Here is a 24,972-nt window from a genome sequence, read left to right as displayed (position 1 = left end):
TGCCGGCCTTCGCATATGCGTCGGTCGACCTGAAGCGAGAGAACTCATGGAGCGCTACCCCTTCGCAGAGCTCGAGCCGAAGTGGCAGGAACGCTGGGAGCAGGACCGTCTCTTCGAGTGCCCGACGGAGGCGGAAGGCGGCTTCTACTGCCTGGTGATGTACCCGTACCCGTCCGGTGACCTCCACGTCGGGCACGGGCGGAACTACATCATCGGTGACGCCCTGGTCCGTCACCTCATGATGCGCGGGGGGACGGTGCTCTCGCCGATGGGGTGGGATGCGTTCGGGCTCCCCGCAGAAAACGCCGCCATCGAGCGCGGCATCCATCCAGCGCTGTGGACGGACGCGAACATCGCCAAGATGAAGGTGCAGTTCCGCAGGTGGGGGATAGGGTACGACTGGTCTCGCGAGATCGCGTCGCACGACCCGCGCTTCTACCGGTGGACGCAGTGGATCTTCACGAAGCTCTTCGAGCGTGACCTCGCCTACAGGAAGTCGGCGCCAGTGAACTGGTGCCCCTCGTGCGCGACCGTGCTCGCCAACGAGCAGGTCGTCAGCGGGAAGTGCGAGCGCTGCGAGACGGCCGTCGGCGTGCGCGACCTGGAGCAGTGGTTCTTCCGGATCACGGCCTACGCCGATCGGCTGCTCGATGGGCTCGACAGGCTGGGCGGCTGGCCGGAGCGCGTGCGCGCGATGCAGCGTCATTGGATCGGGCGAAGCGAGGGAGTGGAAATCGACTTCCGGGTTCCGGAGACGGGTGAGCGGCTGCCGTGCTTCACGACGCGAGCCGACACGGTCTTCGGCGTGACCTACATGGTCATCGCTCCGGAGCATCCCATGCTTCAGACGCTGGCGGAGGGGACAGGCAGAGAGACCGAGGTCGCGGCGTTCGCAGAGCGCGCGAAGCGGCAGAGCACGCTGGAGCGCAGCTCCGCCGACGTCGAGAAGGAAGGGATGTGGACCGGGAAGCACGTCGTGAACCCCGCCACCGGCGAGCGGGTTCCCGTGTGGGTGGCCAACTACGTGCTGATGGAGTACGGGACGGGCGCGGTGATGGCGGTCCCGGCGCACGACCAGCGGGACTTCGAGTTCGCCAGGCGCTACGGGCTGCCCGTGCGCGTCGTCATCGATAGGCCGACCGGAGGCCTCACCCCGGACGCCATGGACGGGGCGTACGTGGAGGACGGGGTCCTGACCGGCTCGGGCGAGTTCAACGGGATGCCGAACCGCGAGGGCATGGAGCGGATCGCCGACTGGATGCAGGCGAACGGGACGGGGCGACGCGCCGTGAGCTACCGCCTTCGCGACTGGCTCATCTCGCGACAGCGCTACTGGGGCACGCCGATCCCGATCATCTACTGCGAACGGTGCGGACTCCAGGCGGTGCCGGAGCGCGATCTGCCTGTGGTGCTCCCGACCGACATCCGGCTCACCGGCAAGGGCGAGTCGCCCCTCTCGACGTCGCCGACCTTCATGGCGGCTGTGTGTCCGAGGTGCGGGGGGCAGGGGCGGCGAGAGACGGACACGATCGACACGTTCATGGACTCGAGCTGGTACCTCTTCCGGTACATCTCGCCTCGGGAGGAGCGCGCCCCGTTCGTGAGCGAGGACGTCAACCGGTGGCTTCCGGTGGACCAGTACATAGGAGGCGTGGAGCACGCGTGCGGGCACCTGATCTTCGTCAGGTTCATGACCAAGGCGCTGCACGACATGGGGCTTCTGGGCTTCGACGAGCCGATCGAGCGGCTTTTCACGCAGGGGATGATCTACAAGGACGGCTCGAAGATGTCCAAGTCGAAGGGCAACGTCGTGCCGCCCGACGAGCTCATCGCGGCCTACGGCGCCGACACCGAACGCCTCTACACGCTGTTCATCGGCCCGCCGGACCGGGACGCGGAGTGGTCCGATGCGTCGGTCGACGGGTGCCACAGGTTCCTCAACCGCGTGTGGTCGCTGGCCGAGGAGTGGCCGTTCGATCCGCGCGCGGACTACGGCGCCGCGCTGGCGGGACAGGAGCTGACCGCCGGCGTCGAGGCGCTGCACAGGAAGACCCACCAGACCCTCAGGAAGGTCACGCGCGACTTCGAGGGGTTCCGCTTCAACACGGCGGTCGCCGCCGTCATGGAGCTCGCGAACGCCGCCAGGTCCTTCGCGGAGGGGCTCGGAGGGCGCGCGCCGGCGCCCGTCGAGCGCGCCGTGATCGGCGAGGCCGTGCGCAGCCTCGTGGTGCTGCTCGCGCCGATGGTCCCGCACCTCGGCGAGGAGCTCTGGCAGCGCGCCGGCGGCGTGACGTCCATCTTCAGAGGGCCCTGGCCGGTGTGGAACGAGGCCGCGGCCACGGATGACACGGCGACCATCGCGGTCCAGGTCAACGGCAAGCTGCGCGGGCAGGTCGAGGCGATCCGCGGGTCCTCCCAGGACGACGTGCTCGAGCTGGCTCGCCGGAACGACAAGCTCAGCAAGTACCTCGATCAGCCGTCCCTCGCTCGGGTCATCTACGTGCAGGACCGCCTGCTCAATCTCGTCGTGAAGCAGTAGGGCCACCCGGGACGCGCTCCCGTTCGCCGATGCCGCCCGCGACGCGCGGGGGAGCGGCGCGGCAGCGGGGCGCCGCTGTCGGGTGTCCGCTGCTGTCGCAGCGGGCTCGAGGCCTCCGTGCGATAGTTTACATAATGCGGATTATGCGACAGACAGGCAAGACCGAGAACCTGCGCGGCGGGACAGCCGGACCTCGGAGTGTTCGGGGTGCCCTGGTGCCCTACGGCTGTGGTCCAAGGAGGCCGGACGCTTCGGCGAGAGCGATGCGGGCATCGCCTGCCGACGGCGTGTCGGGATAGTCGCGGACGACGCGCTCGGCGGTGCCCTTCATGCTCTGCCAGTCCTGCAGGGCGCGGTAGCAGCGCACGGCGTTCATGAGGTTGAGGGCGGCCGTGGCGTGCTGGTCCCCTGCATCTGCGGCGATGGCGAGATAGGCGTCGGCGGCGGCCGCGAACTCGCGGCGGTGCTCGAGGATGGAGGCCTTGCCGGTGAGCGCGAGGTTGCGGAGATTGCCGGGGTTGCGGTATCGGTCGAGATAGGTCTGGAAGTGCTGGAGCGCGCCGTCGAAGTCCTTCTCGTGGAACCTGATCGTGCCGAGATAGCACGTGGCCGCCCCGGCGGCTCTGGTGCCGGGATACTGCTCGATGAGGCCCGTGAACTGGTCTGAGGCCTGGGCAAGAAGCCCCGAGCTGAGGGACTCCGTGGCGACGGAGAGAAGCGCGCTGGCCTGCCGCGCGGCGTTGCGCTGGCCGCGCACCACGAGGAACACCACCCCGACAGCCACGACGAGCACGACGGCGCCGATGAGGATCCGGTTGATGTGCTCCTCGATGAACTTCGTGCCCTTCGCCGTGGTGTCGACGAAGGCGTCGTGCTTGAGGGCCTTCTTCGTGACGCGCGTGCGCTTCCCCAACGTGTCCTCCCGGGTCGGTCCGTGTGCTCGCACCGGCCCCTCCCCCGGTTCGGGGGCCTTCGGGGCCGGTGCGATGCTGCTCCTTCTGGTGTCGGGAGCCTAGCACGCCCGCGCGGGGGTGTCAAGGCGGCCGGCTTCCCCAAACAGGAGGCCCCGCCTTTCGACGGGGCCCCTGCGTCTCCTCGATGCGCGTCCGGCGCAGATCCTCCGCCGGCGCCGCCTGGGCCTACCTATACAGGGCCTTGATGACGCCCCACGTGCTGCTCTCGACCGGCGACTGGCCCTGCGGGAAGATCACTTCGCAGTAGCTCGGGACCTCGACGGTGACGTTGTCGACGAAGAAGTCCGTGTGCTGAGGGTTGGCCGTCGGCGGCGTGCTGTAGAAGCGCACCTCGATGCGGAAGCAGCCCGTCGGGTCCGTGGCGTCGTTGTACGTCCAGGTCCACGACGTGGCCGGGGTCCCGGTGTTCCACGAGGCGGGGTTGCCGTTGGTGTAGGTCGACGGGTTCGTGGCCGGCGCCTCGTACACGGACGGGTCGGTGCAGGAGGTGTAGGCGCCCCAGATCCTCATGCCCGGGAACGTGGAGCTGCCCTCGAAGGGGTCGTACAGGCAGATGTTGGCGAAGATCGTGTCACCGATCTGGAGCCCCTTGATCCACGCCACGACGACGGACGGCGTCCCGGTGTGCGGGTCCTCGGCGACGTGCAGGTAGCAGTTGCCCTGGCAGGCGCCGGGGACGGTGAAGCCCGCGGAGCCACCGGGCGCCGAGCTGCCTGTGCCGTAGATGCCGCTCTGCGGGCCGCACACGTTCGCGATGCCGACGCAGTTGGCTCCGTAGGTGGCGAGGACGGTGCCGCCGTTCTCCCAGCTGTAGTTGTGCACCGTGGCGAACGCCGGAGTCACGCAGAGCAGAGCGGCCGCGATAACGAACAGGGTCCTCATAGATCCCTCCCTTGGTTCACGACTCCTCGTGACAGGACTTCTACGGACTGGCTGGGTCGCGCCCGGAGTGAGGCGCGGCCCGCTACCCGAGAATCGACTTCCCAATCACCTCCCTCCGGCAGAAATGCCCTTCCGGCCCCTCGGACCGGCACCGTGTCTCCAGAACACCCACAACCGACCGGCAGTCGGCGCGAACCGCCGCTGCCGACACAACATGGACTCACACGACAATCATCATAGCACAGGTCGGGTCAGGCCGTCAATGACGCAATGGCGGCGCCGACGGCGCTCCCAGCGGTCCGCGGGGCGACGCGAGGCAGGTCGATCGTCGAGGTGGTCTAGCAGGTCAGATGCAGGCAGGCCGCCGTCCGGCCGTCTCCCCGGAGGCGGTTGTAGGTCTCGACGGCCTCGGCCGTGGGCTTGACGATGACGCTGATGCCGCGGCCCTCGAGGAGCGCGGTCGTCTCCGGCGGGACCTCCATGAGACCCGACGCTCCCGTTCCGATGACGAGACAGGCCGGCCGCGCCGCCAGGACGTCCTCGACGTCCTCCGGCGCCAGCCGGTGTCCGTCCTTCCTCCACCAGCCGGCGATGACGCGTCCGGGCAGAACGACCACGTCGGCGGTGTAGATCTTCCCGTCGATCGTGACCCGTCCGAAGCTGTAGTGCTCGATCCTGGGCGCCAGAGAGCCCTCCCCCCTCACGGATCTCAGGAGTTCTCTCTCACGAAACGCGCGATGGCGCGGTCGTACGTCCGCTCAACGCGGTCCTCGAAGAAGCACGCCGGAAGCTCGCCGGCGTTCCGGTGATACATGATGCACTCGCAGCAGACGCCCTTGCGGCTGCACGGCTCGTATGAGCAGTTGCAGCCGGCCAGGTTCCGCTCGCGGTTCCCGCAACGCGCGGTCACTGCGGCGGCGCCGCTAGACGTCGCTTCTGTGACGGTCCCGGAGCTCCGCGGTCTTGCCCTTGTTCCATCCGCTCGTCTTCGAGAAGTACCCCGTCACGCGCGTGATGTGGTCCACGTCGCGGCCCTGCGTGCAGGCCGAGGTGATGGTCTCGATCGGGTTCTTCTCGATCGCCTCGAACGTGCAGTGCGTGGCCGTCCCGAGGTCGGCATTGCGGACCAGGAGCCCGCGGTCGTCGGCCTCGTACTCCCAGCCTTCGTGCTCGTCGATCCAGACCTTGAAGTCGTCCAGCTTCATCGCCGTCTCCCCCTCCGCTACTTGCCGTCGCCCACGATCGCTTCGTTGAGTCCCTTCACCAGAGCATCCGCATCGATTCCATGGGCCTGAGCTCCCTGCTCGAGCGACTCGAACGAGGCGATCGCGCAGCCCAGGCAGTGCAGCCCGTGCTTCATGAACACCGGGACGGTCTCCGGGTGCTTCTGGACGATCTCACCGATCGACATGCTCTTCGTCACCGTGTCGGGCATCGTGGTCCTTTCTGTTGAGTCCGTCGCGATCCCGGGCGGCTAGATGCTGCGCGGGGCCTCCGTCCCCCCCAGCACCAGAGACAAGCTAGCCGAGGAACTCCTGCTCCGCAAGCCGTTTCTCGAGTCTGCCGCGCAGCACCGCTTCGGCTCCCACGACCGCGAGCGCGAAGACGGCCAGCACGATGACCCCGGCCAGCGGCGTCTCCGTCATCGCCCGTCTCGCCGCCGCGATGACCGCCATGAGCGCGCCGAACACGACGATGAGCCCGAGCTGCGCCGTGCGACTGGCCCGCTCGACCGACTGCGAGAGCGGATGATGCGGCGCGCCGAACGAGAGCAGCGCGAACGCGAGCAGCGACGACAGGAGCACCAGCGCCCAGTAGGGCGCCAGCGCCCGGAGCGGCATCGCCGCCGCGAGCAGCAGGAACAGCAGCGCGAAGAACGGCAGGATGTACCCCAGCAGCACCAGCTTCCTCGCGCCGACGAGCAGCTCGGAGCGTCTCCTGAGCGGCGCCGCGTGGAACACCCAGCTCGCGCGCCAGTGCTCGGACATCCCCATGGCCGACGTGAAGAAGAAGCTGACGAACACGCAGTAGAGCCCGAGGATCGTGAGCACGTCCATGCGCTCGGCTCCGGAGGGCGGCGTGCGGAAGGACCCGCTCGCCAGGCCGTACACGTACGCGGCGAGCGGCAGCCCGAACGCCGGGTAGATCCGCGAGCGCAGTTTTCTGTCTCGTGTCATGTACGCCCGCATGAGCTCGTACCCGGCCCTCTCCGCGCTCGAGCGACAGAAGACGAGGCCGTACGCGGACAGCCAGGAGGTCGCGCGCGCGAGCCCTCCGCGGCCGGACTGCGCGGGCGGGGCCTCGAGCGCGAGCTCGCTGATCCTCCGCGAGTAGTCGTTCGAGACCGTCCGCGACGCGGCGGCGAACGCAAGCGCGGAGGACGCGAGCGCGAGGGCGAGCAGCGCGCCGTCCCCAGCCACTCCCCCGCCGGACAGGAGTCCCACGCCACCGGCGAACCACGCCGGCGGCGCCCAGTACATCCACGCGCCTCGCCGGACCGCTAGGAGCCCGACATCCCTTCCGACGAGCTGCGGCAGGAACACGTAACCGAGCGTGAGGACGAGCGTCGCCCCCATGTGCACGTACGTCATCGCCGCGGTGAGACGGCCGTAGCTCACGACCTTGAGGGCCGCGGAATACGCGACGACGATGAACGCCGCGGCCGCGGTGCACCCGAGAAGCGCCAGCGCGAGGTACGAGAAGCCGAACCGCGCGCCGCCGGGCAGCGCGAGGCTCCCCATCACCGCCGTCGGCCCTGCGAGCGCCGTCGCCGTCGCTCCGGTGTAGAAGAGGAGGTTCCCCATCTTGGCCCAGAAGTACGTCCTGGAGGAGACGGGTCTGAAGGAGATGACGTCGTAGTCCTCCGGGCTCACGACCACGATCCCGTGGTCCATGATGACGGAGAGTGCCGTCATGAAGAGCGCGGCGGACAGCGTGAAGAGGGCGATGACGAACGGGTCCCGCGCGGCGAGGACCGCGAGCGACAGGAAGGTGCCCATCAGGAGGTAGACGGCGAGCGCCAGGATCAGAGGCGGGACCCGGTGGCTGCCGTATCCGCCGCGCGACGTGCGGAGGTCGCACTTCACCGCGGCCACCACGAGCGCCCTCACCTGACGCCAGTCCACGGTCCCGGCCGGCGCAGCGTTCACGGCCGCCCCCCTCGCACGCTCTCCGAGAACGCCCTCACGATCTCCGCGAGGTCGCCCGCCGACGTGAGCCGGCTGAACACGTCCTCGAGGGACTCCCGACTCGTCAGGTGCTTGAGCTCCTCGACGTTGCCGTCCGCGATGACCTCCCCGTGGCTGAGGATGACCACCCGGTGGCACACCTTCTCGACGACCTCGAGGACGTGCGAGCAGTAGAAGACGGTCTTCCCCTGCGCCGCCAGCTCCCGGAGCAGCTCCTTGAGGACGAGCGCGGTGTTCGCGTCGAGGCCCGAAAGCGGCTCGTCGAGGAAGAGCACGCTGGGGTTGTGGATGAGCGCCGCGGAGATGAGCACGCGCTGCTTCATGCCCTTCGAGTACGAGCTCATCACGCGGTCCTGGACGTCGGCGATCCCGAAGAGCCTGAGGAATGACGAGATCTTCTCGGCGGCCTCGTGGGGCGGCACGTGGTAGAGCCTCCCGACGAGCGTGAGGTACTCCCGCGCCGTAAGGCTCTCGTACAGGGCCCCGGTCTCGGGGACCACGCCGATGCGGCGCTTCGCCTCGATGGGCTCGGCGGCGATGTCGAAGCCGTCGACGACGGCCGTTCCGCTCGTCGGGCGGATCATGCCGGTAGCCATCTTGACGGTCGTCGACTTCCCCGCCCCGTTCGGTCCCAGGTAGCCGCAGATCTGGCCCCGAGGGATGACGAGGTTCACGCCCTTCACGGCCCGCACGTCGCCGTAGGTCTTCGCGAGGTCCTTGAAGACGATCGCGCCGTCGCCGACGCTCATTCGCTCCTCCGTTCGCTCCCGTCCGCCTCGCGCGCTCGTTCGATGCGCTCGAGCGTCGCGGCGAGCGCGGCCCGGGCCTCCCGGTAGCCCGGATAGAGCCGCGTCGCTCGCTCGAAGGCCCGAGCGGCCTCCTCCAGGTCTCCTGTCTCGACGAGGGCGACGCCCAGGTTGTAGTGGGCCGAGATGTTGTCCGGGTCCTCCCCGACGGCCCTCCGGAACTCCGTTGCCGCGCCGACGTAGTCTCCCCGGTCGCCAAGGATGGCGCCGACCGTGTTGTGCATCTGCGCGAAGCCGAACTCGACCATCGGGACGTTCACGCCGACGGCCAGCGCGGCGAGGACCGCCCCCGCGCCCGCGAGCGAGCGCCACTTCGCCTCGCGGGCGAACGCCCACAGCTCGGTGAGCGCGTACCCGGCCGCGGCGAGCAGGACCGGCGCGACGGCGAGCCGGTATCTCGCCGTGATGAAGAAGAGCACGACCGAGACCATGAACGTCGCGCCATACGCGATGAGGAGCGGCGCGTGGGGCCTTCTGCGGCCGGCCGCGAGACACAGCCCGAGCAGGCCGAGCGGCGCCACGACGCCGAACGTGGACAGCGGAATGCGAAGCACCGGCGCGAACCCGCGCACGAAGTAGAAGTGGTAGTGGTTGGGGATCTCGTACGCGTTCCAGAAGAGCGCGGTCTTCCTCGCCATGAGCGCGAGCCACGAGCCCGGCTGCGACCTCATGTACGCGAACGCCTTGCGTGCCCAGTGGTCCGACACCTCCCCGGCCGAGAGCCGGCGTCCGGCCTCGCGCTCCGCCGCCCTCGTCGAGGACCCGAGCAGGTCGAGGCGCATCTCCGGCGGCACCTGGAACATCCCGGACGCCCCCGCGTGGTTGCCGATGTACAGGTTGATCCCGCCGTTCGACGACACGGGGATGAGGTCGCCCGACGTCCTGAGGTTGTGGACGGTGGCCGGGAGGATCATGAGGCCCGTGACGACGAAGAAGACGACCGCCGGGGCGGCGCGGCGGCCCCATGCCTCCTGCCGCTCCGCCCGGGGCGGTGCTTCCCGCTCGCCGGCCATCGCGCCGGCCATGATGAGGGCCGACCCGACGGGCGCGAAGAGCAGCAGGTTGGGCTTGCCGAGCGAGGCGAGGCCGAGCAGGGCCCCCGCCGCGGCTGCCGCGGCCGTCGTGAGCGCTGAGCGCCGCCGGGCGAGCAGGAGCAGCATCCCCGTCACGAATGCCAGCACCCACGCGATCTCGAGGACCTCGCTCTCGAAGAAGATGAAGGGGACGTAGAGCGCGGCGAGCCACGCCGCCGCGACCGCGGCGCGCCGCCCGAAGGCCGCCGCCGCGAGTCGCGCGATGAGGAGCACCGTGCCGATGCCGACCGCCGACTGCACCGCACGCACTGCCGTCAGGCTGCCTCCGCCGATGCGGAGGAGCGCGGCGAGCACGAACGGGTACAGCGGGCTTGAGTGGAAGTACGCGTGATCCGGCGCCGGCCTGCCGCCGAGGACGTCGAGCGCCTGTCTGTGATAGAGCGCCGGGTCTCCGGTGAGCGCCTGGTACAGCGGATGGGCGGCCGTCTCACGCAGGAAGACGATGCGAAGCACGGCTGCGACCGCGAGAGCGCAGGCCACGGCGAGCCAGTCGCGCCGCCCCATCGCCTCTGCGCCCGCGCCGCTCGGCGAGCTGCCCCCGGCGCCGCTCACGGCGTCTCCCGGTGACCGGGCTCCGACGGCGGCTCGCCCGAGATGACGCGGCCCGGAACGGCGATCGCGACCCAGGCGTCCATCGGGAACCCGTCAGCCCCGAGAGCCGGGTCGAAGCGCGCCGCGCTCACCGCCCTGACCGCGGCCTCCCGCAGCTCCTCGGACACCTCCGCCGGGGCGACGACCTCCGCCCCCCCGACGCTGCCGTCGGGCAGCACGAGCGCTTCGACGGTGACGGCCCCGGTGAACGCCGGCGCCGCGCGCTCGACCGCCGGCGGCCACTCGGCGAGACGCGGCAGCGTCTCCGGCGCCGAGCGGCTCGAGTCGGCGCGGGCTGCGGTCACGGGCCACGTGTACGGCTCGAGCTCGGGGTCGGCGGCAAGGTCGGGAAAGGGCGGGAGCACGTCGCGCCCCGCCACGCCTGCGTCGACAGCGAGCGCCTTCGCAAGCTCCGCCTCATGATCGCTCCACGGCAGGCCGCGCTCGCTCAGCATCTGCGCCAGGAGGAAGTACGCCCGCCCCGACTCCTTCGAGGTCGGCCCCAGGAGATCCGCCGCGCACCTGTAGAGGCGCTCCGCCTCGCGCGTCCTGCCGAGCTGCTGCAGGGACATCGCCAGTCCCAGCACGTGGTTCGGGTCGACGGGGCCCTGGAGCGCGGCGCTCTGAAGAGCGCCCGACGCGAGGTCTCGCGCCGTGCCGACCCCGATGAGAGCCTCGAACTGCTCGACCGCGCTGCCCGCGGCTCCGTTCCTGAACAGCGCCGTCGCAAGCGACGCGCGCGCCGTGCTCCACCCCGGGCGCAGCGCGACGGCCCGCTCGAGCTGCTCGGTTCCCGACCGCATCGCGCGCGCGCGGTAGTCCTGGACGCCGCGGACCACGAGCGCGGCCGCCGACGGGTCGGCGGCGCCCGCCAGCCCGGCAACGACGCCCCACAGAAGGGCCGCCGTCAGGGACCCCGCGAGCATGCGCAGGCGCCCACAGCCTCTCTCACAGCCCCGGGAAGGCCCCGAAAACCGCTTCTGCGGGCCGTTTGCTGCGGATGGCTGCCCGGGCCCGGACGCCCGAAAAGAGCCACCCCGACGGCGTATTCTGGAGGCCAAAGTCAATAGCATGGGCTTTACAACTCCGCCAGCGGGGTCTTCCCCGCCGCGCGTTCGAGGCGTGCCCTGACCACGGACTCGGCGTGCAGAAGCAGCGGCCAGCCGGCAGCCGCGAGGCTCTGGTTGACGGCCTGGCGCGAGACGTTCAGGTGGCGGGCGACGGCCTGCTGGGTCTCGCTCTCTCTGACGAGGGACACGACCTGACGCTGCCGCGCGGTCATCTCGTCGTGCGCGCTCAGGAGGAGATCGAGCAGCGCTCCGAGGACGGGGTCAGGGTCCGGCAGGAGCATGACGACGCGCGGCCCGCGCGGGTCCGACTCCGGCAGCCCGGCGAGCGCCCGTTCGAAGGCGTCGCTCTGCGCGACGAGCCTCATTTCGACGGCCTCCGCGGGGCGCTGGAGTCTGACGACGGCTCCGCAGAAGGTCGGGCGGTCGTCGCGGAGCGACGCGGCCAGCGACAGCATCGCGTCAACGAGCGCCGCCGCGCTCGTCATCTGGAGCGCGAGCGCCCCGTCGCTCGTCACGGTGGGCGCGCCGGAGAGCGCGCCGGGCCAGCGCAAGGCGAAGGCGCGCGCCGCGCCCTTCAGCTCCCGCGCCGCCTCGTCGTCGGCGCGCCGCCCGCCATCGGGCGCATGAAGCCGCGTCGCGAGCGAGATCGCGGCCGCCGTGAGCGTCGTCACGCGCTCCGCCTCGCGCTCACCCGGTGACCTTGAAGACCGCGTCGTGCTCGCGGACCTTCTGCGGGACCTTGATGCCGATGCTGTCGCCCCGGCCCGCCTCCTGGACGGCCGCGTGCTCGATCTGCATCGACTCGACCACCATCTCGACGTCGGTGGTGTGGCCCACGATCGAGATCCTGTCGCCCACCGCGAGCCGGTCGGAGAGCTCGATGGCCGCTACGCCCGGCCCTCCGAAGTAGTGGGACACCCTTCCGATCTGCTTCTTCTCCATGGCGCACCTCCTGTTTCCCGCTCAGCCCGCCGCGCGGCGGTGCTCGCGGGACGCGAACGTGCTGTGGTCGTGGGCTCCTTCGAGGTTCTCGGCTTCCACGCTGTACCAGTCGACGGACGGATCGGCCTCGAGCACCTGCGTCACGTTCCGCACGATGTCCTCGACGAAGAACGGACGGCTGACGGCGGACTCGAGGAGGGCGCGCTCGTCGGCGGCCTTGAGGAGGGCGCGCACCGGCGCGCTCGCGCACGACTCGACGAGGTCCACGAGGTCCTCGAAGCGGACGGCGCGGTCGGCCTCGACCGATACCGACACGTACCCCCGCTGCGCCAGTCCCGCGCGTCCCGCGGCGCCCACGGAGCACGGGCAGACCATCATGACCGGCACGCGGACGCCGACGGCGTAGCGGAAGGAGTCCGCAAGCGAGGCCTTCACGGTGGCTCGGCAGACAAGGGCGCTCGAGCTGCCCGTGGTGGGTGCTGTCTTCGTGACGGAGAAGGGGAAGTCCATCTCGATCCCGGCGCCGGGGGCGTCATGCCTGGACCGCAGGTTCGCGAGGAGCTCCCGCACGACGTCGCGGTCGAGCGGCTCGGCGCTTCCAGCGAGCGCCTCGAGGAAGCGGCTCATGTGAACCGCGCGGGCGCCGGCCGGGAGCGCGACGAACACGCTGACCGTCGCCGTCGCCTCGCGTGCCCGCCCGTCACGGTCGAGCACGCGGATCGGGATCGCAAGGCGCGCGAGGCCGACCTGGTCCAGGCCGATGCCCCTCGTCTCCTCCTGGTCCTGGATGTCCCGCATGCGGTCCCCCCTTGGGCCGGACCTGCCGAGCGGGGCCATTCTAGACCCGCCCGGCGGGTCCGTCAAGGAGCCCGCATTGCTCATCGAAGTGGGCGCGCCCGCGCGAGCCCCGCGCCGGAGCGGTCGTCGCCCCTCTCCTACGGGAGCGTGGACTGGAACTCCACGATGGCGTGCGCGGCGGCGCCGACGGAGACCGCGGCGACCGGAACGCCGCAGAGGCGCTCGATGCGCCTGACGTACTCGAGCGCCGCAGCCGGGAGGTCGCGCGTCGCGCGGGCGTCGCGCGTGCTGCGCTTCCATCCGGGCGCGTCCTCGAAGATGGGCCTGGCCCGCGCGACGTCGTCGGTCGAGCGCGGGAAGCGCTCGACCCGGCGCCCGTCGATCTCGTACGCGACGCAGACCGGAATGCGCTCGAAGGCGTCAAGCACGTCGAGCTTCGTGAGCACGATCCGCCCCATGCCGGAGAGCTCGGCCGAGTGCCGCACGGCCACCGCGTCGAACCACCCGCACCGCCGAGGCCTTCCGGTCGTCGCGCCTCGCTCCGCGCCCCGCTCCCGGATGAGCTCGGCGGCCGGGCCCTCGGCCTCCGTCGGGAACGGCCCCGCCCCCACGCGCGTCGTGTACGCCTTGGCCACGCCGACGACGTCGCCGGCCGCCGAGGGCGGCACGCCCGCCCCGGCCGCGACGCCGGCCGCCGTCGTGTGCGAGGACGTCACGAACGGGTACGTCCCGAACGCGACGTCGAGGAGCGAGCCCTGCGCGCCCTCGAACAGCACCTTCTTCCCCTCGGAGAGCGCGCTTCTCACGAGCGGCGGCGTGTCCGCAAGGTGCGGCGCGATGCGCGCCGCCGCCGCCTCGAGCCGAGCGAGCTCCGCGGCGACGTCCACCGGCGGCGCGCCGTGGAACTTCACCAGGAGCTCGTTGCGCCGCGCGGCGTTCTGCTCGAAGAGCTCGCGGAACCGGTCGAAGCGCGCGAGCTCGCCGGCCCGGATGCCCTCCCTCGTGCAGCGGTCCGCGTACGCCGGTCCAATGCCGCGGTGCGTCGTCCCGATGGCCCCCGCCCCGCGCGCCGCCTCCTCGGCGGCCTCGACCGCCTTGTGGTACGGCAGCACGAGGTGCGCCCCGACGTCCACGAGCAGGTTCCTTCCGACGGCGATGCCCTGGGCCGACACGGTGTCGATCTCGGCCACGAGGCCGAGGGGGTCGAGCACGACGCCCGGGCCGATCACGCACGTCGCCCGCGGCCGCGAGATGCCCGACGGGAGCAGATGGAACACGACGGTGCGGTCGCCGACCGCCACCGTGTGGCCCGCGTTGGCCCCGCCCTGGAACCTCACGACCATGTCGGCGCGCTCGGCGAGGTAGTTGGTGATCTTCCCCTTGCCCTCGTCGCCCCACTGGGCGCCGATGAGAACGAGCCCGCTCATCCCGCGCGCTCCTTCCCGGACCTCGCGCCGCCTCCCCCGAGCTCCGCGTCCTTCCGCTCGACCGCCCGCAGGAGGGAGTCCTTGAAGGCCCGCAGGCGCTCCCTCAGGTCAGGCCGGCCGACGGCGAGGATCTCCGCCGCGAGGATCCCGGCGTTCTTCGCGCCGGCCTTCCCGATGGCCATCGTCGCCACCGGGACGCCCGACGGCATCTGCACCGTCGAGCAGAGCGCGTCGAACCCGCGGAGGCTCCCTCCCTCCAGCGGGACGCCTATGACGGGGCGCGTGCTGACGCCGGCCACGACGCCGGCGAGGTGCGCGGCGAGGCCGGCGCCCACGACGAACACCTCGACGCCGTCGGCCTCGAGCGTCTCGACGAGCTCGACCGTCCGCCGGAGGGCGCGGTGCGCGGACGTGATGCGCGTGACGAACGGGATGCCGAACTCCGCGAGCGCCTGTTCCGCCTCGCGCATCACCGGAAGGTCCGAGTCGCTCCCCATGAGAACGGCGACCAGCGGCCGCCTGCTGCCCTCCATGCGTCCCTCCCGGTCCTAGTGTCGGAAGTGCCTCCGCCCGGTCATCACCATCGCGACGTTGCGTTCGTTGGCGGCCAGGATGGAGTCGTCGTCGCCCTTCGACCCGCCCGGCTGGATGATCGCCGTCACGCCCGCCTCGGCCGCGGCATCGACGGCGTCGCGCATCGGGAAGAACCCGTCGGACGCCATCACGCTTCCCTTCACCCTCTCCCCCGCCTTCCACACGGCGAGCACGCTCGAGTCCACCCTGCTCATCTGCCCCGAGCCGATGCCGACCGTCTCGGTGTCGCGGGCGATCACGATGGCGTTCGAGCGAACGTGCTTCACGACGCGCCAGGCGAAGATGAGCGAGTCGAGCTCCTGCTTCGTGGGCTTGCGCTCCGAGACGACGCGCAGATCTTCCTGGCTGAGGGTCTCCGTGTCGAGGTCCTGGACGAGGAGGCCGCCGCCGACGAGCGACCGCACCTGCCGCTCGGGTCTCGGCGCGTAGTGCGTGAGGTCCGGGAACGTCGCGCGCAGGATCCTCCGGTTCTGCTTCTTCGTCATGAGATCGAGCGCGCTCCGGTAGTAGTCGGGCGCGATGACGGCCTCGACGAAGTGCGTCTCGTGGATGAGCTCGGCCAGGCGCTGGTCCACGCTGCGGTTCACGGCGATGACGCATCCGAACGCGGACACCGGGTCGCACGCGAGCGCCCGCTCGTAGGCCTTCGACGGCGTCGGCGCCATCGCGACGCCGCACGGCGTGGCGTGCTTGAGGATGGCCGCTGCCGGGTCCTGGAACTCGCGCACGATGGCGAGCGCCGCGTCGAGGTCGAGGTAGTTGTTGTACGAGAGCTCCTTCCCCGACAGCTGCTCCGCGCCGACGACGCTCGGCGCCTGCGTCTGTCCGAGCGACGTGTAGAGCGCCGCGCGCTGGTGCGGGTTCTCGCCGTACCGGAGCTCCTGGACCTTCTCGTAGTCGAGGGCGAGACACGCGGGCAGGTCCACGGAGGACTCGGACTCCGTCGCAAGATACCGGTGGATCGCCCGGTCGTAGTCGCGCGTGACGGCGAACGCCTCGACGGCGAGCCTCCGCCTCGCGTGCTCGGGCACGTCGCCGTGCTCGGCGAGGAGCGCGGCGACCCACGGGTACTGCTCGGGCGAGCTCACGACGACCACGTTGGCGAAGTTCTTCGACGCGGCGCGCAGGAGCGCGACCCCGCCGATGTCGATCTGCTCGAGGGCCTCATCGAGCGCGGCCCCCGCGGCGGCGACCTTCTGGAACGGGTAGAGGTTCACGACGACCATGTCGATCCGCTCGATGCCTTGCGCCTCGAGCGTCGCCGCGTGGGACGGCTTCTCCGGCTGGCACAGGATCGCGCCGTGGATCCTGGGGTGCAGCGTCTTCACCCGGCCGTTCAGGATCTCGGGAGCGCCCGTGAGGTCCGACACCTCGCGGCAGGCGACCCCGCAGGTCGCGAGCGACCTCGACGTTCCGCCGGTGGAGACGATCTCGATGCCGAGCTCCGAGAGCCTGCCGGCGAACTCGACGATGCCGTCCTTGTTCGAGACGCTGACGAGGGCTCGCTTGACCTTCATGGCCTTCCTTTCTCCGGCGCGCGGCCGCCCAGCGAGTCCAGAATGCACTCGTGCGGGTAGCTTCCGTCGAAGCACGCGACGCAGTAGGACTCCCGCGGAGGCGGCGACGACGCGAGAAGCCCCTCGAACGACACGTAGCCCAGGGAGTCCACGCCGATGAAGCGCGCGATCTCCTCGATTTCCTTCGAGGCCGCGATCAGCTCGCCCTTCGTCGGCGTGTCGATGCCGTAGAAGCAGGGGAAGCGTATCGGCGGGGAGGCGACGCGCAGGTGCACCTCGCGCGCGCCGGCGTCCCGGATCATCCTCATGAGCTTCCGGCTGGTCGTGCCGCGCACGATGGAGTCGTCCACGACGACCACGCGGCGGCGGGCGAGCGTGTCGGCGACGGGGTTGTACTTGATCCTCACCCTGAGGTCGCGGAGCGACTGCTTCGGGTGGATGAACGTGCGACCGATGTAGTGGTTCCTGATGAGCCCGATCTCGAGCGGGATCCCGCTCCCCTCGCTGAAGCCCATCGCCGCCGAGTTGCTCGAGTCCGGGACGGCGATCACGACGTCCGCGTCGGCCGGGTGCTCCTTCGCGAGCCGCCGCCCGAGCGCGCGCCTGACGCCGTCGACCGAGACGCCGCGAACCACCGAGTCGGGCCGCAGGAAGTAGATGTACTCGAAGACGCAGAAGCTCTCGGGGCTTCGTTCCGCGGCGAGCGGGAACGCGCGCGGGCCGCTCGCCGGATCGAACACGACGATCTCGCCCGGCGCGATCTCGCGCTCGAGCTTCGCGCCCACGATGTCGAGCGCGCAGCTCTCGGACGCGACCGCCCAGCCGCCGCTCCCGAGCGCGCCGAAACAGAGCGGCCGATAGCCGCGCGGGTCGCGCACCGCCACGAGCGTCCCGTCGATCATGAGGAGCACGGAGTAGGCCCCCTGCACCCCCGCGAGCGCGTCGGAGAGGACCGACGGCAGCTCGCCCAGCGAGCGGCCGGGCTTCTTCGAGTAGGCCCGCGCGATGAGATGGAGGATCGTCTCCGTGTCGGTCGTCGTCCGGAAGACGGCCCCGCCCGCCTCGAGCGTCGAGCGCAGCCGGTCGGCGTCCACGAGATTGCCGTTGTGCGCGGCCGCCAGCGACCCGCCGCGGAACCGCACGAGGATGGGCTGCGCGTTCATGAGTCGGCTCTGCCCGGTCGTGGAGTAGCGCACGTGGCCGATCGCCACGTGGCCCGGGAGGAGGTCCAGCACCGTCTCGTCGAACACGCTGTTGACGAGCCCCATCGCGCGGTGCTGGAACGCCGTGTCGCCGTCCCACGTGACGATGCCCGCGCTCTCCTGCCCGCGGTGCTGGAGCGCGTAGAGCCCGAGGTACGAGAGCCGCGCCGCGTCGCAGTTGCCGGAGACACCGAAGATCCCGCACTCCTCGTGGAACACGGGTGTCACCTCACTGGGTTACCCGGTCCAGAACCTCGCCGTAGGCCTCCATGAACCCGCCGAGGTCCTGCCGGAACCTGTCCTTGTCCATGATCCTCCCCGTCGCCGCGTCGCGGAGCCGGCAGGTGTCCGGGGACACCTCGTCGCCCAGCACGAGCTCGCCGCCCTTCAGGCCGAACTCGAGCTTGAAGTCCACGAGGTCCACGCCGCGCCCCGCGAGGAAGCGCCTGAGCACGTCGTTGACCTGAAGCGCCCGCTTCCGCATCTCCCGCGGCATCCCCTCCGGCGCGAGCCCGAACGCGCGGATGTGGTCGTCCGTGATGAGCGGGTCGTGCAGCGCGTCGTTCTTGAGGAAGAACTCGACGAGCGGCGGGTCGAACCGCATGCCCTCGGTCGCCCCGAGCTTCTTCACGATGGAGCCCGCCGCCGCGTTCCTGACGACGACCTCGACGGGGAGCATCTTGAGGCGCTCGACGAGCATCTCGCGCTCGGAGAGCTTCCGCACGAAGTGCGTGCGGATCCCCTCGTCGCGGAGCATCTCGAACAGGCGCGACGAGATGGCGTTGTTGAACCGCCCCTTGCCCTCGACCACCGCGTGCTTCGTTCCGTCGAACGCGGTCGCGTCGTCCTTGAACTCCTGGACCATGTGCTCCGGCGAGTCCGTCGTCCACAGGATCTTCGCCTTGCCCTCGTAGAGCCTCTCCAGCTTCTTCACGATCTCGCGCTCCTTTCTCCGTTCCGGGTTGCCGTTCGCCCGCTCCTCGCCTTCCCCGCGCCCTTCTTCCGTGCCGCCGCCTTCCGTCCCCGCGCCGGCCCGACGATCCCCAGCCGTTCGAGGACCGTCCGCGCGTGCGCGAGGTGCCTGCCGAGGTCGAACGCGTCGTCGAGCGTCTTCCCCAGCGCCCGCACGACCTCGGCGTCCTCCGCGAGCACGTCCCTGAGCGCGGCGCCCTCCCTCCTTGCCCGCATGGACGCCGCCTGCACGCGCTCGTACGCCTTCTCCCTCGTCATGCCCGCGTCGATGAGCGCCGTGAGCACCGTGCCCGAGAAGACGAGCCCGCGGGACGAGCCCAGGTTCTCGAGCATCCGGTCGGGCCGCACCTCGAGCGAGTCCACGATGCCGCGGAACTTCACGACCATGTAGTGCGCCGCGATCGAGCTGTCGGGCAGGATCACGCGCTCCACCGACGAGTGCGAGATGTCCCGCTCGTGCCACAGCTCGACGTTCTCGAGCCCGGCGATCGCGTTGGCGCGCAGGAGCCGCGCGAGCCCGCAGAGCTGCTCGCACTTCACCGGGTTCCTCTTGTGCGGCATCGCCGACGAGCCCTTCTGCTTCCGCGCGAACCCCTCCATGATCTCGGACGCCTCAGTGCGCGCGAGGAGCCTGATCTCGAGCGCCTGGCGCGCGATGACGCTGCCGAGGAGCGCGAGCGCGAAGAGGTAGCGCGCGTGGCGGTCCCGCGGGACGATCTGGCTCGAGACGCCCGCCGGCCGAAGGCCGAGCGCGCGGCAGACGCGCTCCTCGACGCGCGGGTCCACATTCGCGTAGGTCCCCACCGCGCCCGAGAGCTTGCCGACCGACGCCTCGCCCACGGCGAGGGCCAGGCTGTCGCCGGCGCGCGTGAGCTCGTCCCACCAGAGCGCGAACTTAAGCCCGAGCGACATCGGTTCGGCGTGCACGCCGTGCGTGCGGCCGACGATCGGCGTGTCCGCGTGCTCGGCTGCGAGCCTCGCCACGGACGCGGTGACCCCGTCGAGCGCCTCGAGGACGAGCACGCCGGAGCGCATGATCTGAGCGGCCGTGGCCGTGTCGAGGACGTCGGACGACGTCATCCCGAGATGGAGGTACTTCGAGTCCGGCCCGATCTCCTCCGAGAGCGCGGAGATGAACGCGATCACGTCGTGGTGCGTCTCCTGCTCGATCTCGCGCATGCGCTCGATGCTCACCGAGGCCTTCTTCCCGATGGTCGCCGCCGCCCTGCGCGGGATGCGGCCGATGTCGGCCATCGCGCGCGCGGCCTCGACCTCGATCTTCACCCACAGCGCGAGCTTCACGCGCTCGTCCCAGACGGCCGTCATCTCGGGCGTCGAGTACCTGTCGATCACGCGCTCCTCCTCCCCCCTACTCCCACTCGATCGTCGAGGGCGGCTTCGAGCTCACGTCGTAGCACACCCGGTTCACGCCGCGGACCTCGTTGATGATGCGGGCCGAGATCCGCTCGAGCACGTCGTGCGGCATCGGGTACCAGTGCGCCGTCATGCCGTCGAGGGAGTCCACCGCGCGCACGGCCACGACGTCCTCGTACGTGCGCTCGTCGCCCATGACGCCGACGCTCTGCACGGGCAGGAGCACCACGAAGGCCTGCCAGATGCTGTCGTAGAGGCCGGCGCGGCGGATCTCCTCGAGCGCGATCGCGTCGGCCTCCTGAAGGGTCGCCACGCGCCCGGCCGTGACGTCGCCGAGGATGCGGACCGCGAGCCCGGGCCCGGGGAACGGGTGCCGCCGCAGGATGTCCGCGTCGATCCCCAGCTCGCGGCCGACGCTTCGCACCTCGTCCTTGAAGAGCGTCTTCAGGGGCTCGATGAGCTCGAGGTCCATCCGCTCCGGGAGCCCGCCCACGTTGTGGTGGCTCTTGATCGTCGCCGACGGCCCCTTGACCGACACGCTCTCGATGACGTCCGGGTAGAGCGTGCCCTGCGCGAGGAACCGGACGCCGCCCAGGCTCCTCGCCTCCTCCTCGAACACGCGGATGAACTCGGTGCCGATGATCTTCCGCTTCGCCTCGGGATCGACGACGCCGGCGAGCTTCGAGAGGAAGCGGTCGCGCGCGTCCACGGTCCTGATGCGCAGCCCGAGCCCGTCCCGGAGCCGCGCCACGACGTCCGTCTCCTCGTTCTTCCTGAGGAGCCCGTTGTCCACGAAGATGGGAACGAGCCGGTCGCCGATCGCCCGGTGCACGAGCACCGACATCACCGACGAGTCCACGCCGCCCGAGAGCGCGCAGACGACCTTCGAGTCGCCGACCGTCGCGCGGATCGCTCCGACCGCCTCCTCGACGAACGAGGCGGGCGTCCAGTCGCCCTCGATGCCGGCGATGCCGTGAACGAAGTTCCCGACGAGCCGCGCGCCCCCTTCCGTGTGGACGACCTCGGGGTGGAACTGGAGGCCGTAGAGGCGGCGCCCGTCGTCGCCGAACGACGCGATCTTGCCGTCCGCGCTCCTTCCGAGGACCTCGAATCCGGCCGGCGGCGCGACGACCTCGTCGCCGTGGCTCATCCACACCTGCGCTCGGGCCGGGAGGCCGTCGAAGAGCCGGTGGCGGCCCGCGACCTCGAACCCCTGGGGACCGTACTCCCGCGTCGTTCCGCGGATGACCCGCCCGCCGAGCGCCTCGGCCATCGCCTGCATCCCGTAGCAGATGCCGAGCACGGGGACGCCGAGCCGGAAGATCCCCGGGTCCGGCCTCGGCGCGCCCTCCGCGTAGATGCTCGACGGCCCGCCCGACAGCACGACGGCCCCGGCGTTGCGGGCGACCTCGGCGGCGGGCGTGTCGAACCGCACGACCTCGGAGTACACGCCGCACTCGCGCACGCGCCGCGCGATGAGGTGGGTGTACTGCGAGCCGAAGTCGAGGATGACGACGCGCGTCCTTCCCGAGGTCCCCGCGGCGCAGTCCCCGCGCGCGCTCTTCGCCGTGACCGTCGCCGCTCCCGACGCCATCGCGCTACCTCCACATCCCGACGTGCTGCGCCCGCTGCATGAGCTTGCCCTCCGACCGGATGGACGGGGCGATGATCAGGTCGGCCTGCTGCATCTCGAGGATGTTCTTCGCGCCGACGTTGCCCATGCACGTCCTGAGGGCCCCGAGGAGGTTCTGCGTGCCGTCGTCGGTGCGCGCCGGGCCGACGATGATCTCCTCGAGCGTCCCGCTCGTTCCCGTCTTCACCCGCGCGCCCCGCGGGAGGTTCGCGTGCGGGGTCGCCATGCCCCAGTGGTAGCCGCGCCCCGGGGCCTCCTTCGCGCGCGCGAGCGCCGAGCCGATCATGACGGCGTCGGCCCCCGAGGCGAACGCCTTGCACACGTCGCCGCCGGTGTCCATGCCGCCGTCCGTGATGACGGGGACGTACTTGCCCGCGCGCTTGAGGTAGAGGTCGCGCGCGGCCGCGCAGTCCACGGTCGCCGTGACCTGCGGGACGCCGATGCCCAGCACGCCTCTCGTCGTGCACGCCGCGCCCGGGCCCACGCCCACGAGCACCGCGTCGGCGCCGGCCTCCATCAGGTCCATCGCGACCTCGTAGGTGACGCAGTTGCCGACGATGACCGGGACCTTCATCGAGTCGATGAACGCCGGAAGGTCGAGGGTCTTGTACGCCGTCGAGATGTGGTCGATCGTCGCGACCGTGGACTGGACGACGAACACGTCCGCGCCCGCCTGCTCCGCAAGCCGGCCGAGCTGCGCGGCGCGGATCGGCGTGGACGACACCGCGGCGACGCCGCCGCCGCTCTTGATCTCGCGGATGCGCGTCGCGACGAGCTCCTCCTTGATCGGCGGCTGGTAGAGCTTCTGCACGAGGCGCGTGGCCTCGGCCGGGTCAGCGCTCGCGATCTCGCCGAGCACCGTCCCCGGGGCCTCGTACCTCGTCTGGACGCCCTCGAGGTTGAGCACGGCGAGCCCCCCGAGCCTCGACATGGCGACGGCCATCGCCGTGTCCACCACCCCGTCCATCGCCGCGGCGAGGATGGGCACGCCGAACCTGAGGTCGCGCAGCTGCCACGTCGTGTCGACCTCGTCCGGGTTGATGGTCACCCGCCCGGGGACGATGGCGACCTCATCGAAGCCGAAGGTCTGCCGTGCCTTCCTCCCGCGGCCAATGTACGAGCTCATCGCGTCCTCCTGTGGGGGTTCCGCCTTCCGCCGGGCGCGCCGCCCCGGCCGTCGCCTCCGAACGGAGTCATGCTCTCTCGGTCCCCGGCCTGCTCCCCGGCTTCACGACCGGCACGCCGTCCGCGCAGAGCGGGCAGCGCTCGGGCTCGTGGCTCTCCATGGGGCGCCTCGCGAGCGCGCGGGCCGGCGCGCCGAGGTCGCGGGGCTCCCGGCTCCTGTCCAGGATGAACCCGAACCCGGCAACGACCGCGCCCGCCGCGCGCACCACCTCGGCCACCTCGAGCACGGAGCCCCCGGTCGTCCTCACGTCCTCGATGATCAGCGCGCGCTCGCCCTCGCGGAGCGCGAACCCGCGCCTCAGCGTCATCCTCCCGTCCTCGCGCTCGGCGAACAGGCATCGCACGCCCAGCGCCCGCGCGACCTCGTGCCCGATGATGATGCCCCCGAGCGCGGGCGACACGACCGCGTCCACGTCATCGCCCACGAACAGCTCCGCGAGCATCGCGCCCAGCTCCTCGGCCGCCTCGGGCCGCTCGAGGACGCGGGCGCACTGGCAGTACTCGTCGCTGTGCCGGCCCGATGAGAGCCTGAAGTGCCCCTTGAGCAGCGCTCCCGACTCGGCGAGAAGCTCGAGCACCCTCTCCGTGGTCCCTGTCATCACGGCGTCACCCCCGCGCTCTGCATCTCCTCCACGATGGCACGGGCGGCCGCCGCGGGGTCGTCCGCGGCGAGGACCGGCCGGCCCACGACGATGTAGTCGGCTCCGCTCGCCACGGCCTCGGCGGGAGTGGCGACGCGGCGTTGGTCGTTCCTGCCCGCGCCCGCCGGGCGGATGCCCGGCGTGACGATGACGAAGCCGCTCCCCGTCACGTCGCGGACGGCGCGCGCCTCCTGCGCGGACGCGACGACGCCGTCGGCCCCCGCGTCCCGCGCGAGCCTCGCGAGCTGCGTCACCTGCTCGACGGTCGAGGGCATGCTCGTGAGCACGGTGACGGCCAGGAGGCGCGGGCGCGGCAGGCCGAGCCTCGAGGCTTCCTCCCGGCTCGCCTCCGCCGCCGCGCGCACCATGTCGGCACCGCCCGACGCGTGCACGTCGAAGAAGTCCACGCCGAGCCCCGCCGCGGCCGCGGCCGCCTCGGCGACCGTGTTGGGGATGTCGTGGTACTTGAGATCGAGGAAGATCCCGTGCCCCGCGGACTTGAGCGCGCGGACGAGGTCGGGTCCCTCGGCCGTGAAGAGCCTCGACCCGACCTTGAGGAACCCCGCGTGCGGGCCGACCCGCCGGGCGAACGAGAGCGCCTCACTCCTCGTCGGCACGTCGAGCGCCACGATGAGGCGGCTGCGTTCGCGGTCGTTCATGTGGACATCCTCCCGGCCATCCCCTTGTACTCGGCCACGCTGCGCACGCCATCGTGCGCCATGCGACGCCTGAGCCCCTCGGCGATCGTCGTCGCGGCGTCGGGGTCGAGGAACAGCGCGGTCCCCACCTGCACGGCGGACGCGCCTGCCATGAGATACTCGAGCGCGTCCTCGGCCGTCGCGACGCCGCCGGACCCCGCGAGCGGGATCGACACGCCCGCGGCGATCCTCCACACGAGCGCGAGGTTCACCGGCATGAGCGCCCGCCCCGAGAGGCCGCCGGTCGCGTTCCCGAGCGCGGGACGCCCGGTCTCGATGTCGATCCTCATGCCCGGCAGCGTGTTCGCCACGACGAGGGCGTCCGCGCCGGCGCGCTGGGCCGCCTCGGCGACGCTCAGGGCATCGGCCGTGTTCGGCGAGAGCTTGACGAGGAGCGGTTTGCCCGTGGCCGCCCTCGCCGCGGCCACGACGGCCGCCGTCGCGTCCGGGTCGTCCCAGACCGGGCGACGCGCGCGCTCCACGTTCGGGCACGAGATGTTGATCTCGACCGCGGCCGTCTCCGGCCGCTCCCCGACGCGCCGCGCGAGCCTCGCGAACGCCGCCGGGCTGTCCCCCGCGACGCTCACGACGACCGGCGCTCCGAGCGCGGCCGCCGCGGGCAGCTTCTCGTCGAGGAAGCGCTCGATCCCCACGTTCTCAAGCCCGATCGCGTTCAGGAGCCCGCCAGGCGTCTCGGCCAGGCGCGGGGGCCGGTTGCCATCCCTCGGCGCCTCCGTCACGGTCTTCGTCACGATCGCCCCGACGCTCGAGAAGTCGCAAAGCCCTGACAGCTCGCCGCCGTATCCCACGGTCCCCGAGGCCAGCATGATCGGGGTCCGCATCGC

25 protein-coding genes are annotated in these 24,972 nt (G+C 71.2%); 1 reads left to right on the top strand and 24 read right to left on the bottom strand.

Features of this window, described 5'->3' with window-relative positions:
- Positions 1–46 precede the first annotated feature (46 nt).
- Positions 47–2,539, top strand: a complete 2,493-nt coding sequence (locus tag FJY74_01910; protein ID MBM3307066.1) for a leucine--tRNA ligase — start codon at positions 47–49, stop codon at positions 2,537–2,539.
- Positions 2,540–2,759: 220 nt separating this feature from the next.
- On the opposite strand, the gene FJY74_01905 is transcribed toward FJY74_01910, so the two are convergent.
- From FJY74_01905 to FJY74_01790, 24 genes are all read right to left on the bottom strand, one after another.
- A complete protein-coding gene (locus tag FJY74_01905) occupies positions 2,760–3,452 on the bottom strand; it encodes a tetratricopeptide repeat protein (protein MBM3307065.1) in 693 nt (230 codons plus the stop codon).
- A gap of 226 nt (positions 3,453–3,678) precedes the next feature.
- Complete coding sequence (locus tag FJY74_01900) at positions 3,679–4,395, bottom strand: hypothetical protein (GenBank protein ID MBM3307064.1); 717 nt, start codon at positions 4,393–4,395, stop codon at positions 3,679–3,681.
- A 338-nt stretch (positions 4,396–4,733) separates the two neighbouring features.
- The gene (locus FJY74_01895; GenBank protein MBM3307063.1) at positions 4,734–5,099 is read right to left on the bottom strand and encodes a hypothetical protein; all 366 of its coding nucleotides are present in this window, start codon (positions 5,097–5,099) and stop codon (positions 4,734–4,736) included.
- Between the two features lie 5 nt (positions 5,100–5,104).
- Positions 5,105–5,305 (bottom strand): hypothetical protein, encoded by a 201-nt coding sequence (locus FJY74_01890; GenBank protein MBM3307062.1) that lies wholly within the window; start codon positions 5,303–5,305, stop codon positions 5,105–5,107.
- A 13-nt stretch (positions 5,306–5,318) separates the two neighbouring features.
- Positions 5,319–5,600, bottom strand: a complete 282-nt coding sequence (locus FJY74_01885) for a hypothetical protein (protein MBM3307061.1) — start codon at positions 5,598–5,600, stop codon at positions 5,319–5,321.
- 17 nt (positions 5,601–5,617) lie between these two features.
- On the bottom strand, positions 5,618–5,830 hold the full coding sequence (locus FJY74_01880; protein MBM3307060.1) for a DUF1858 domain-containing protein: 213 nt from the start codon (positions 5,828–5,830) through the stop codon (positions 5,618–5,620).
- An 85-nt stretch (positions 5,831–5,915) separates the two neighbouring features.
- Positions 5,916–7,544, bottom strand: coding sequence for a hypothetical protein (locus tag FJY74_01875; GenBank protein ID MBM3307059.1), 1,629 nt, complete (start codon positions 7,542–7,544; stop codon positions 5,916–5,918).
- A complete protein-coding gene (locus FJY74_01870) occupies positions 7,541–8,332 on the bottom strand; it encodes an ABC transporter ATP-binding protein (protein ID MBM3307058.1) in 792 nt (263 codons plus the stop codon). The genes FJY74_01875 and FJY74_01870 overlap by 4 nt, the downstream gene beginning before the upstream one ends.
- Positions 8,329–10,035 (bottom strand): tetratricopeptide repeat protein, encoded by a 1,707-nt coding sequence (locus tag FJY74_01865; GenBank protein MBM3307057.1) that lies wholly within the window; start codon positions 10,033–10,035, stop codon positions 8,329–8,331. The genes FJY74_01870 and FJY74_01865 overlap by 4 nt, the downstream gene beginning before the upstream one ends.
- The gene (locus FJY74_01860) at positions 10,032–11,000 is read right to left on the bottom strand and encodes a tetratricopeptide repeat protein (GenBank protein MBM3307056.1); all 969 of its coding nucleotides are present in this window, start codon (positions 10,998–11,000) and stop codon (positions 10,032–10,034) included. The genes FJY74_01865 and FJY74_01860 overlap by 4 nt, the downstream gene beginning before the upstream one ends.
- Before the next feature lie 152 nt (positions 11,001–11,152).
- Positions 11,153–11,815, bottom strand: coding sequence for a hypothetical protein (locus FJY74_01855; protein ID MBM3307055.1), 663 nt, complete (start codon positions 11,813–11,815; stop codon positions 11,153–11,155).
- A 16-nt stretch (positions 11,816–11,831) separates the two neighbouring features.
- Positions 11,832–12,086 (bottom strand): translation elongation factor-like protein, encoded by a 255-nt coding sequence (locus FJY74_01850; protein ID MBM3307054.1) that lies wholly within the window; start codon positions 12,084–12,086, stop codon positions 11,832–11,834.
- Positions 12,087–12,107: 21 nt separating this feature from the next.
- Positions 12,108–12,884: a GTP cyclohydrolase I FolE2 gene (locus FJY74_01845; GenBank protein MBM3307053.1), complete on the bottom strand. Its 777-nt coding sequence runs from the start codon at positions 12,882–12,884 to the stop codon at positions 12,108–12,110.
- A 137-nt stretch (positions 12,885–13,021) separates the two neighbouring features.
- The gene (locus tag FJY74_01840) at positions 13,022–14,311 is read right to left on the bottom strand and encodes an adenylosuccinate synthase (GenBank protein ID MBM3307052.1); all 1,290 of its coding nucleotides are present in this window, start codon (positions 14,309–14,311) and stop codon (positions 13,022–13,024) included.
- Positions 14,308–14,844 carry a 5-(carboxyamino)imidazole ribonucleotide mutase gene (gene purE, locus FJY74_01835; protein MBM3307051.1) on the bottom strand — a complete coding sequence of 179 codons (537 nt, stop codon included), beginning with the start codon at positions 14,842–14,844 and terminating at the stop codon, positions 14,308–14,310. Before purE ends, FJY74_01840 begins: the two co-directional genes overlap by 4 nt.
- A gap of 15 nt (positions 14,845–14,859) precedes the next feature.
- On the bottom strand, positions 14,860–16,422 hold the full coding sequence (gene purH / locus FJY74_01830) for a bifunctional phosphoribosylaminoimidazolecarboxamide formyltransferase/IMP cyclohydrolase (protein ID MBM3307050.1): 1,563 nt from the start codon (positions 16,420–16,422) through the stop codon (positions 14,860–14,862).
- Positions 16,419–17,852: an amidophosphoribosyltransferase gene (locus tag FJY74_01825; GenBank protein MBM3307049.1), complete on the bottom strand. Its 1,434-nt coding sequence runs from the start codon at positions 17,850–17,852 to the stop codon at positions 16,419–16,421. The genes purH and FJY74_01825 overlap by 4 nt, the downstream gene beginning before the upstream one ends.
- A 1-nt stretch (position 17,853) precedes the next feature.
- The gene (locus FJY74_01820) at positions 17,854–18,558 is read right to left on the bottom strand and encodes a phosphoribosylaminoimidazolesuccinocarboxamide synthase (GenBank protein ID MBM3307048.1); all 705 of its coding nucleotides are present in this window, start codon (positions 18,556–18,558) and stop codon (positions 17,854–17,856) included.
- Positions 18,555–19,949, bottom strand: a complete 1,395-nt coding sequence (locus tag FJY74_01815; protein MBM3307047.1) for an adenylosuccinate lyase — start codon at positions 19,947–19,949, stop codon at positions 18,555–18,557. Before FJY74_01815 ends, FJY74_01820 begins: the two co-directional genes overlap by 4 nt.
- A gap of 16 nt (positions 19,950–19,965) precedes the next feature.
- Positions 19,966–21,564: a glutamine-hydrolyzing GMP synthase gene (guaA, locus tag FJY74_01810; GenBank protein ID MBM3307046.1), complete on the bottom strand. Its 1,599-nt coding sequence runs from the start codon at positions 21,562–21,564 to the stop codon at positions 19,966–19,968.
- Between the two features lie 4 nt (positions 21,565–21,568).
- Entirely contained in the window at positions 21,569–22,729 is a 1,161-nt protein-coding gene (locus tag FJY74_01805) for a GuaB3 family IMP dehydrogenase-related protein (protein MBM3307045.1), read from the bottom strand.
- Between the two features lie 67 nt (positions 22,730–22,796).
- The gene (locus FJY74_01800) at positions 22,797–23,387 is read right to left on the bottom strand and encodes an orotate phosphoribosyltransferase (protein ID MBM3307044.1); all 591 of its coding nucleotides are present in this window, start codon (positions 23,385–23,387) and stop codon (positions 22,797–22,799) included.
- Complete coding sequence (pyrF, locus tag FJY74_01795) at positions 23,387–24,088, bottom strand: orotidine-5'-phosphate decarboxylase (protein ID MBM3307043.1); 702 nt, start codon at positions 24,086–24,088, stop codon at positions 23,387–23,389. Before pyrF ends, FJY74_01800 begins: the two co-directional genes overlap by 1 nt.
- The gene (locus tag FJY74_01790) at positions 24,085–24,969 is read right to left on the bottom strand and encodes a dihydroorotate dehydrogenase (protein MBM3307042.1); all 885 of its coding nucleotides are present in this window, start codon (positions 24,967–24,969) and stop codon (positions 24,085–24,087) included. The genes pyrF and FJY74_01790 overlap by 4 nt, the downstream gene beginning before the upstream one ends.
- Positions 24,970–24,972: the final 3 nt, after the last annotated feature.

The sequence above is a fragment of the Candidatus Effluviviaceae Genus I sp. genome, from assembly GCA_016867725.1.
Classification (GTDB): domain Bacteria; phylum Joyebacterota; class Joyebacteria; order Joyebacterales; family Joyebacteraceae; genus VGIX01.
This window is presented reverse-complemented; position numbering and strand designations above follow the sequence as displayed.

Bases quoted from the DNA above. Each gene is read 5' to 3' on its own strand.
- FJY74_01910 (MBM3307066.1), top strand. From the start codon at position 47: ATGGAGCGCTACCCCTTCGCAGAGCTCGAGCCGAAGTGGCAGGAACGC.
- FJY74_01900 (MBM3307064.1), bottom strand. From the start codon at position 4,395: ATGAGGACCCTGTTCGTTATCGCGGCCGCTCTGCTCTGCGTGACTCCG.
- FJY74_01885 (MBM3307061.1), bottom strand. From the start codon at position 5,600: ATGAAGCTGGACGACTTCAAGGTCTGGATCGACGAGCACGAAGGCTGG.
- FJY74_01880 (MBM3307060.1), bottom strand. From the start codon at position 5,830: ATGCCCGACACGGTGACGAAGAGCATGTCGATCGGTGAGATCGTCCAG.
- FJY74_01870 (MBM3307058.1), bottom strand. From the start codon at position 8,332: ATGAGCGTCGGCGACGGCGCGATCGTCTTCAAGGACCTCGCGAAGACC.
- FJY74_01860 (MBM3307056.1), bottom strand. From the start codon at position 11,000: ATGCTCGCGGGGTCCCTGACGGCGGCCCTTCTGTGGGGCGTCGTTGCC.
- FJY74_01850 (MBM3307054.1), bottom strand. From the start codon at position 12,086: ATGGAGAAGAAGCAGATCGGAAGGGTGTCCCACTACTTCGGAGGGCCG.
- FJY74_01845 (MBM3307053.1), bottom strand. From the start codon at position 12,884: ATGCGGGACATCCAGGACCAGGAGGAGACGAGGGGCATCGGCCTGGAC.
- FJY74_01840 (MBM3307052.1), bottom strand. From the start codon at position 14,311: ATGAGCGGGCTCGTTCTCATCGGCGCCCAGTGGGGCGACGAGGGCAAG.
- purE (MBM3307051.1), bottom strand. From the start codon at position 14,844: ATGGAGGGCAGCAGGCGGCCGCTGGTCGCCGTTCTCATGGGGAGCGAC.
- purH (MBM3307050.1), bottom strand. From the start codon at position 16,422: ATGAAGGTCAAGCGAGCCCTCGTCAGCGTCTCGAACAAGGACGGCATC.
- guaA (MBM3307046.1), bottom strand. From the start codon at position 21,564: ATGGCGTCGGGAGCGGCGACGGTCACGGCGAAGAGCGCGCGCGGGGAC.
- FJY74_01805 (MBM3307045.1), bottom strand. From the start codon at position 22,729: ATGAGCTCGTACATTGGCCGCGGGAGGAAGGCACGGCAGACCTTCGGC.
- FJY74_01800 (MBM3307044.1), bottom strand. From the start codon at position 23,387: ATGACAGGGACCACGGAGAGGGTGCTCGAGCTTCTCGCCGAGTCGGGA.
- pyrF (MBM3307043.1), bottom strand. From the start codon at position 24,088: ATGAACGACCGCGAACGCAGCCGCCTCATCGTGGCGCTCGACGTGCCG.
- FJY74_01790 (MBM3307042.1), bottom strand. From the start codon at position 24,969: ATGCGGACCCCGATCATGCTGGCCTCGGGGACCGTGGGATACGGCGGC.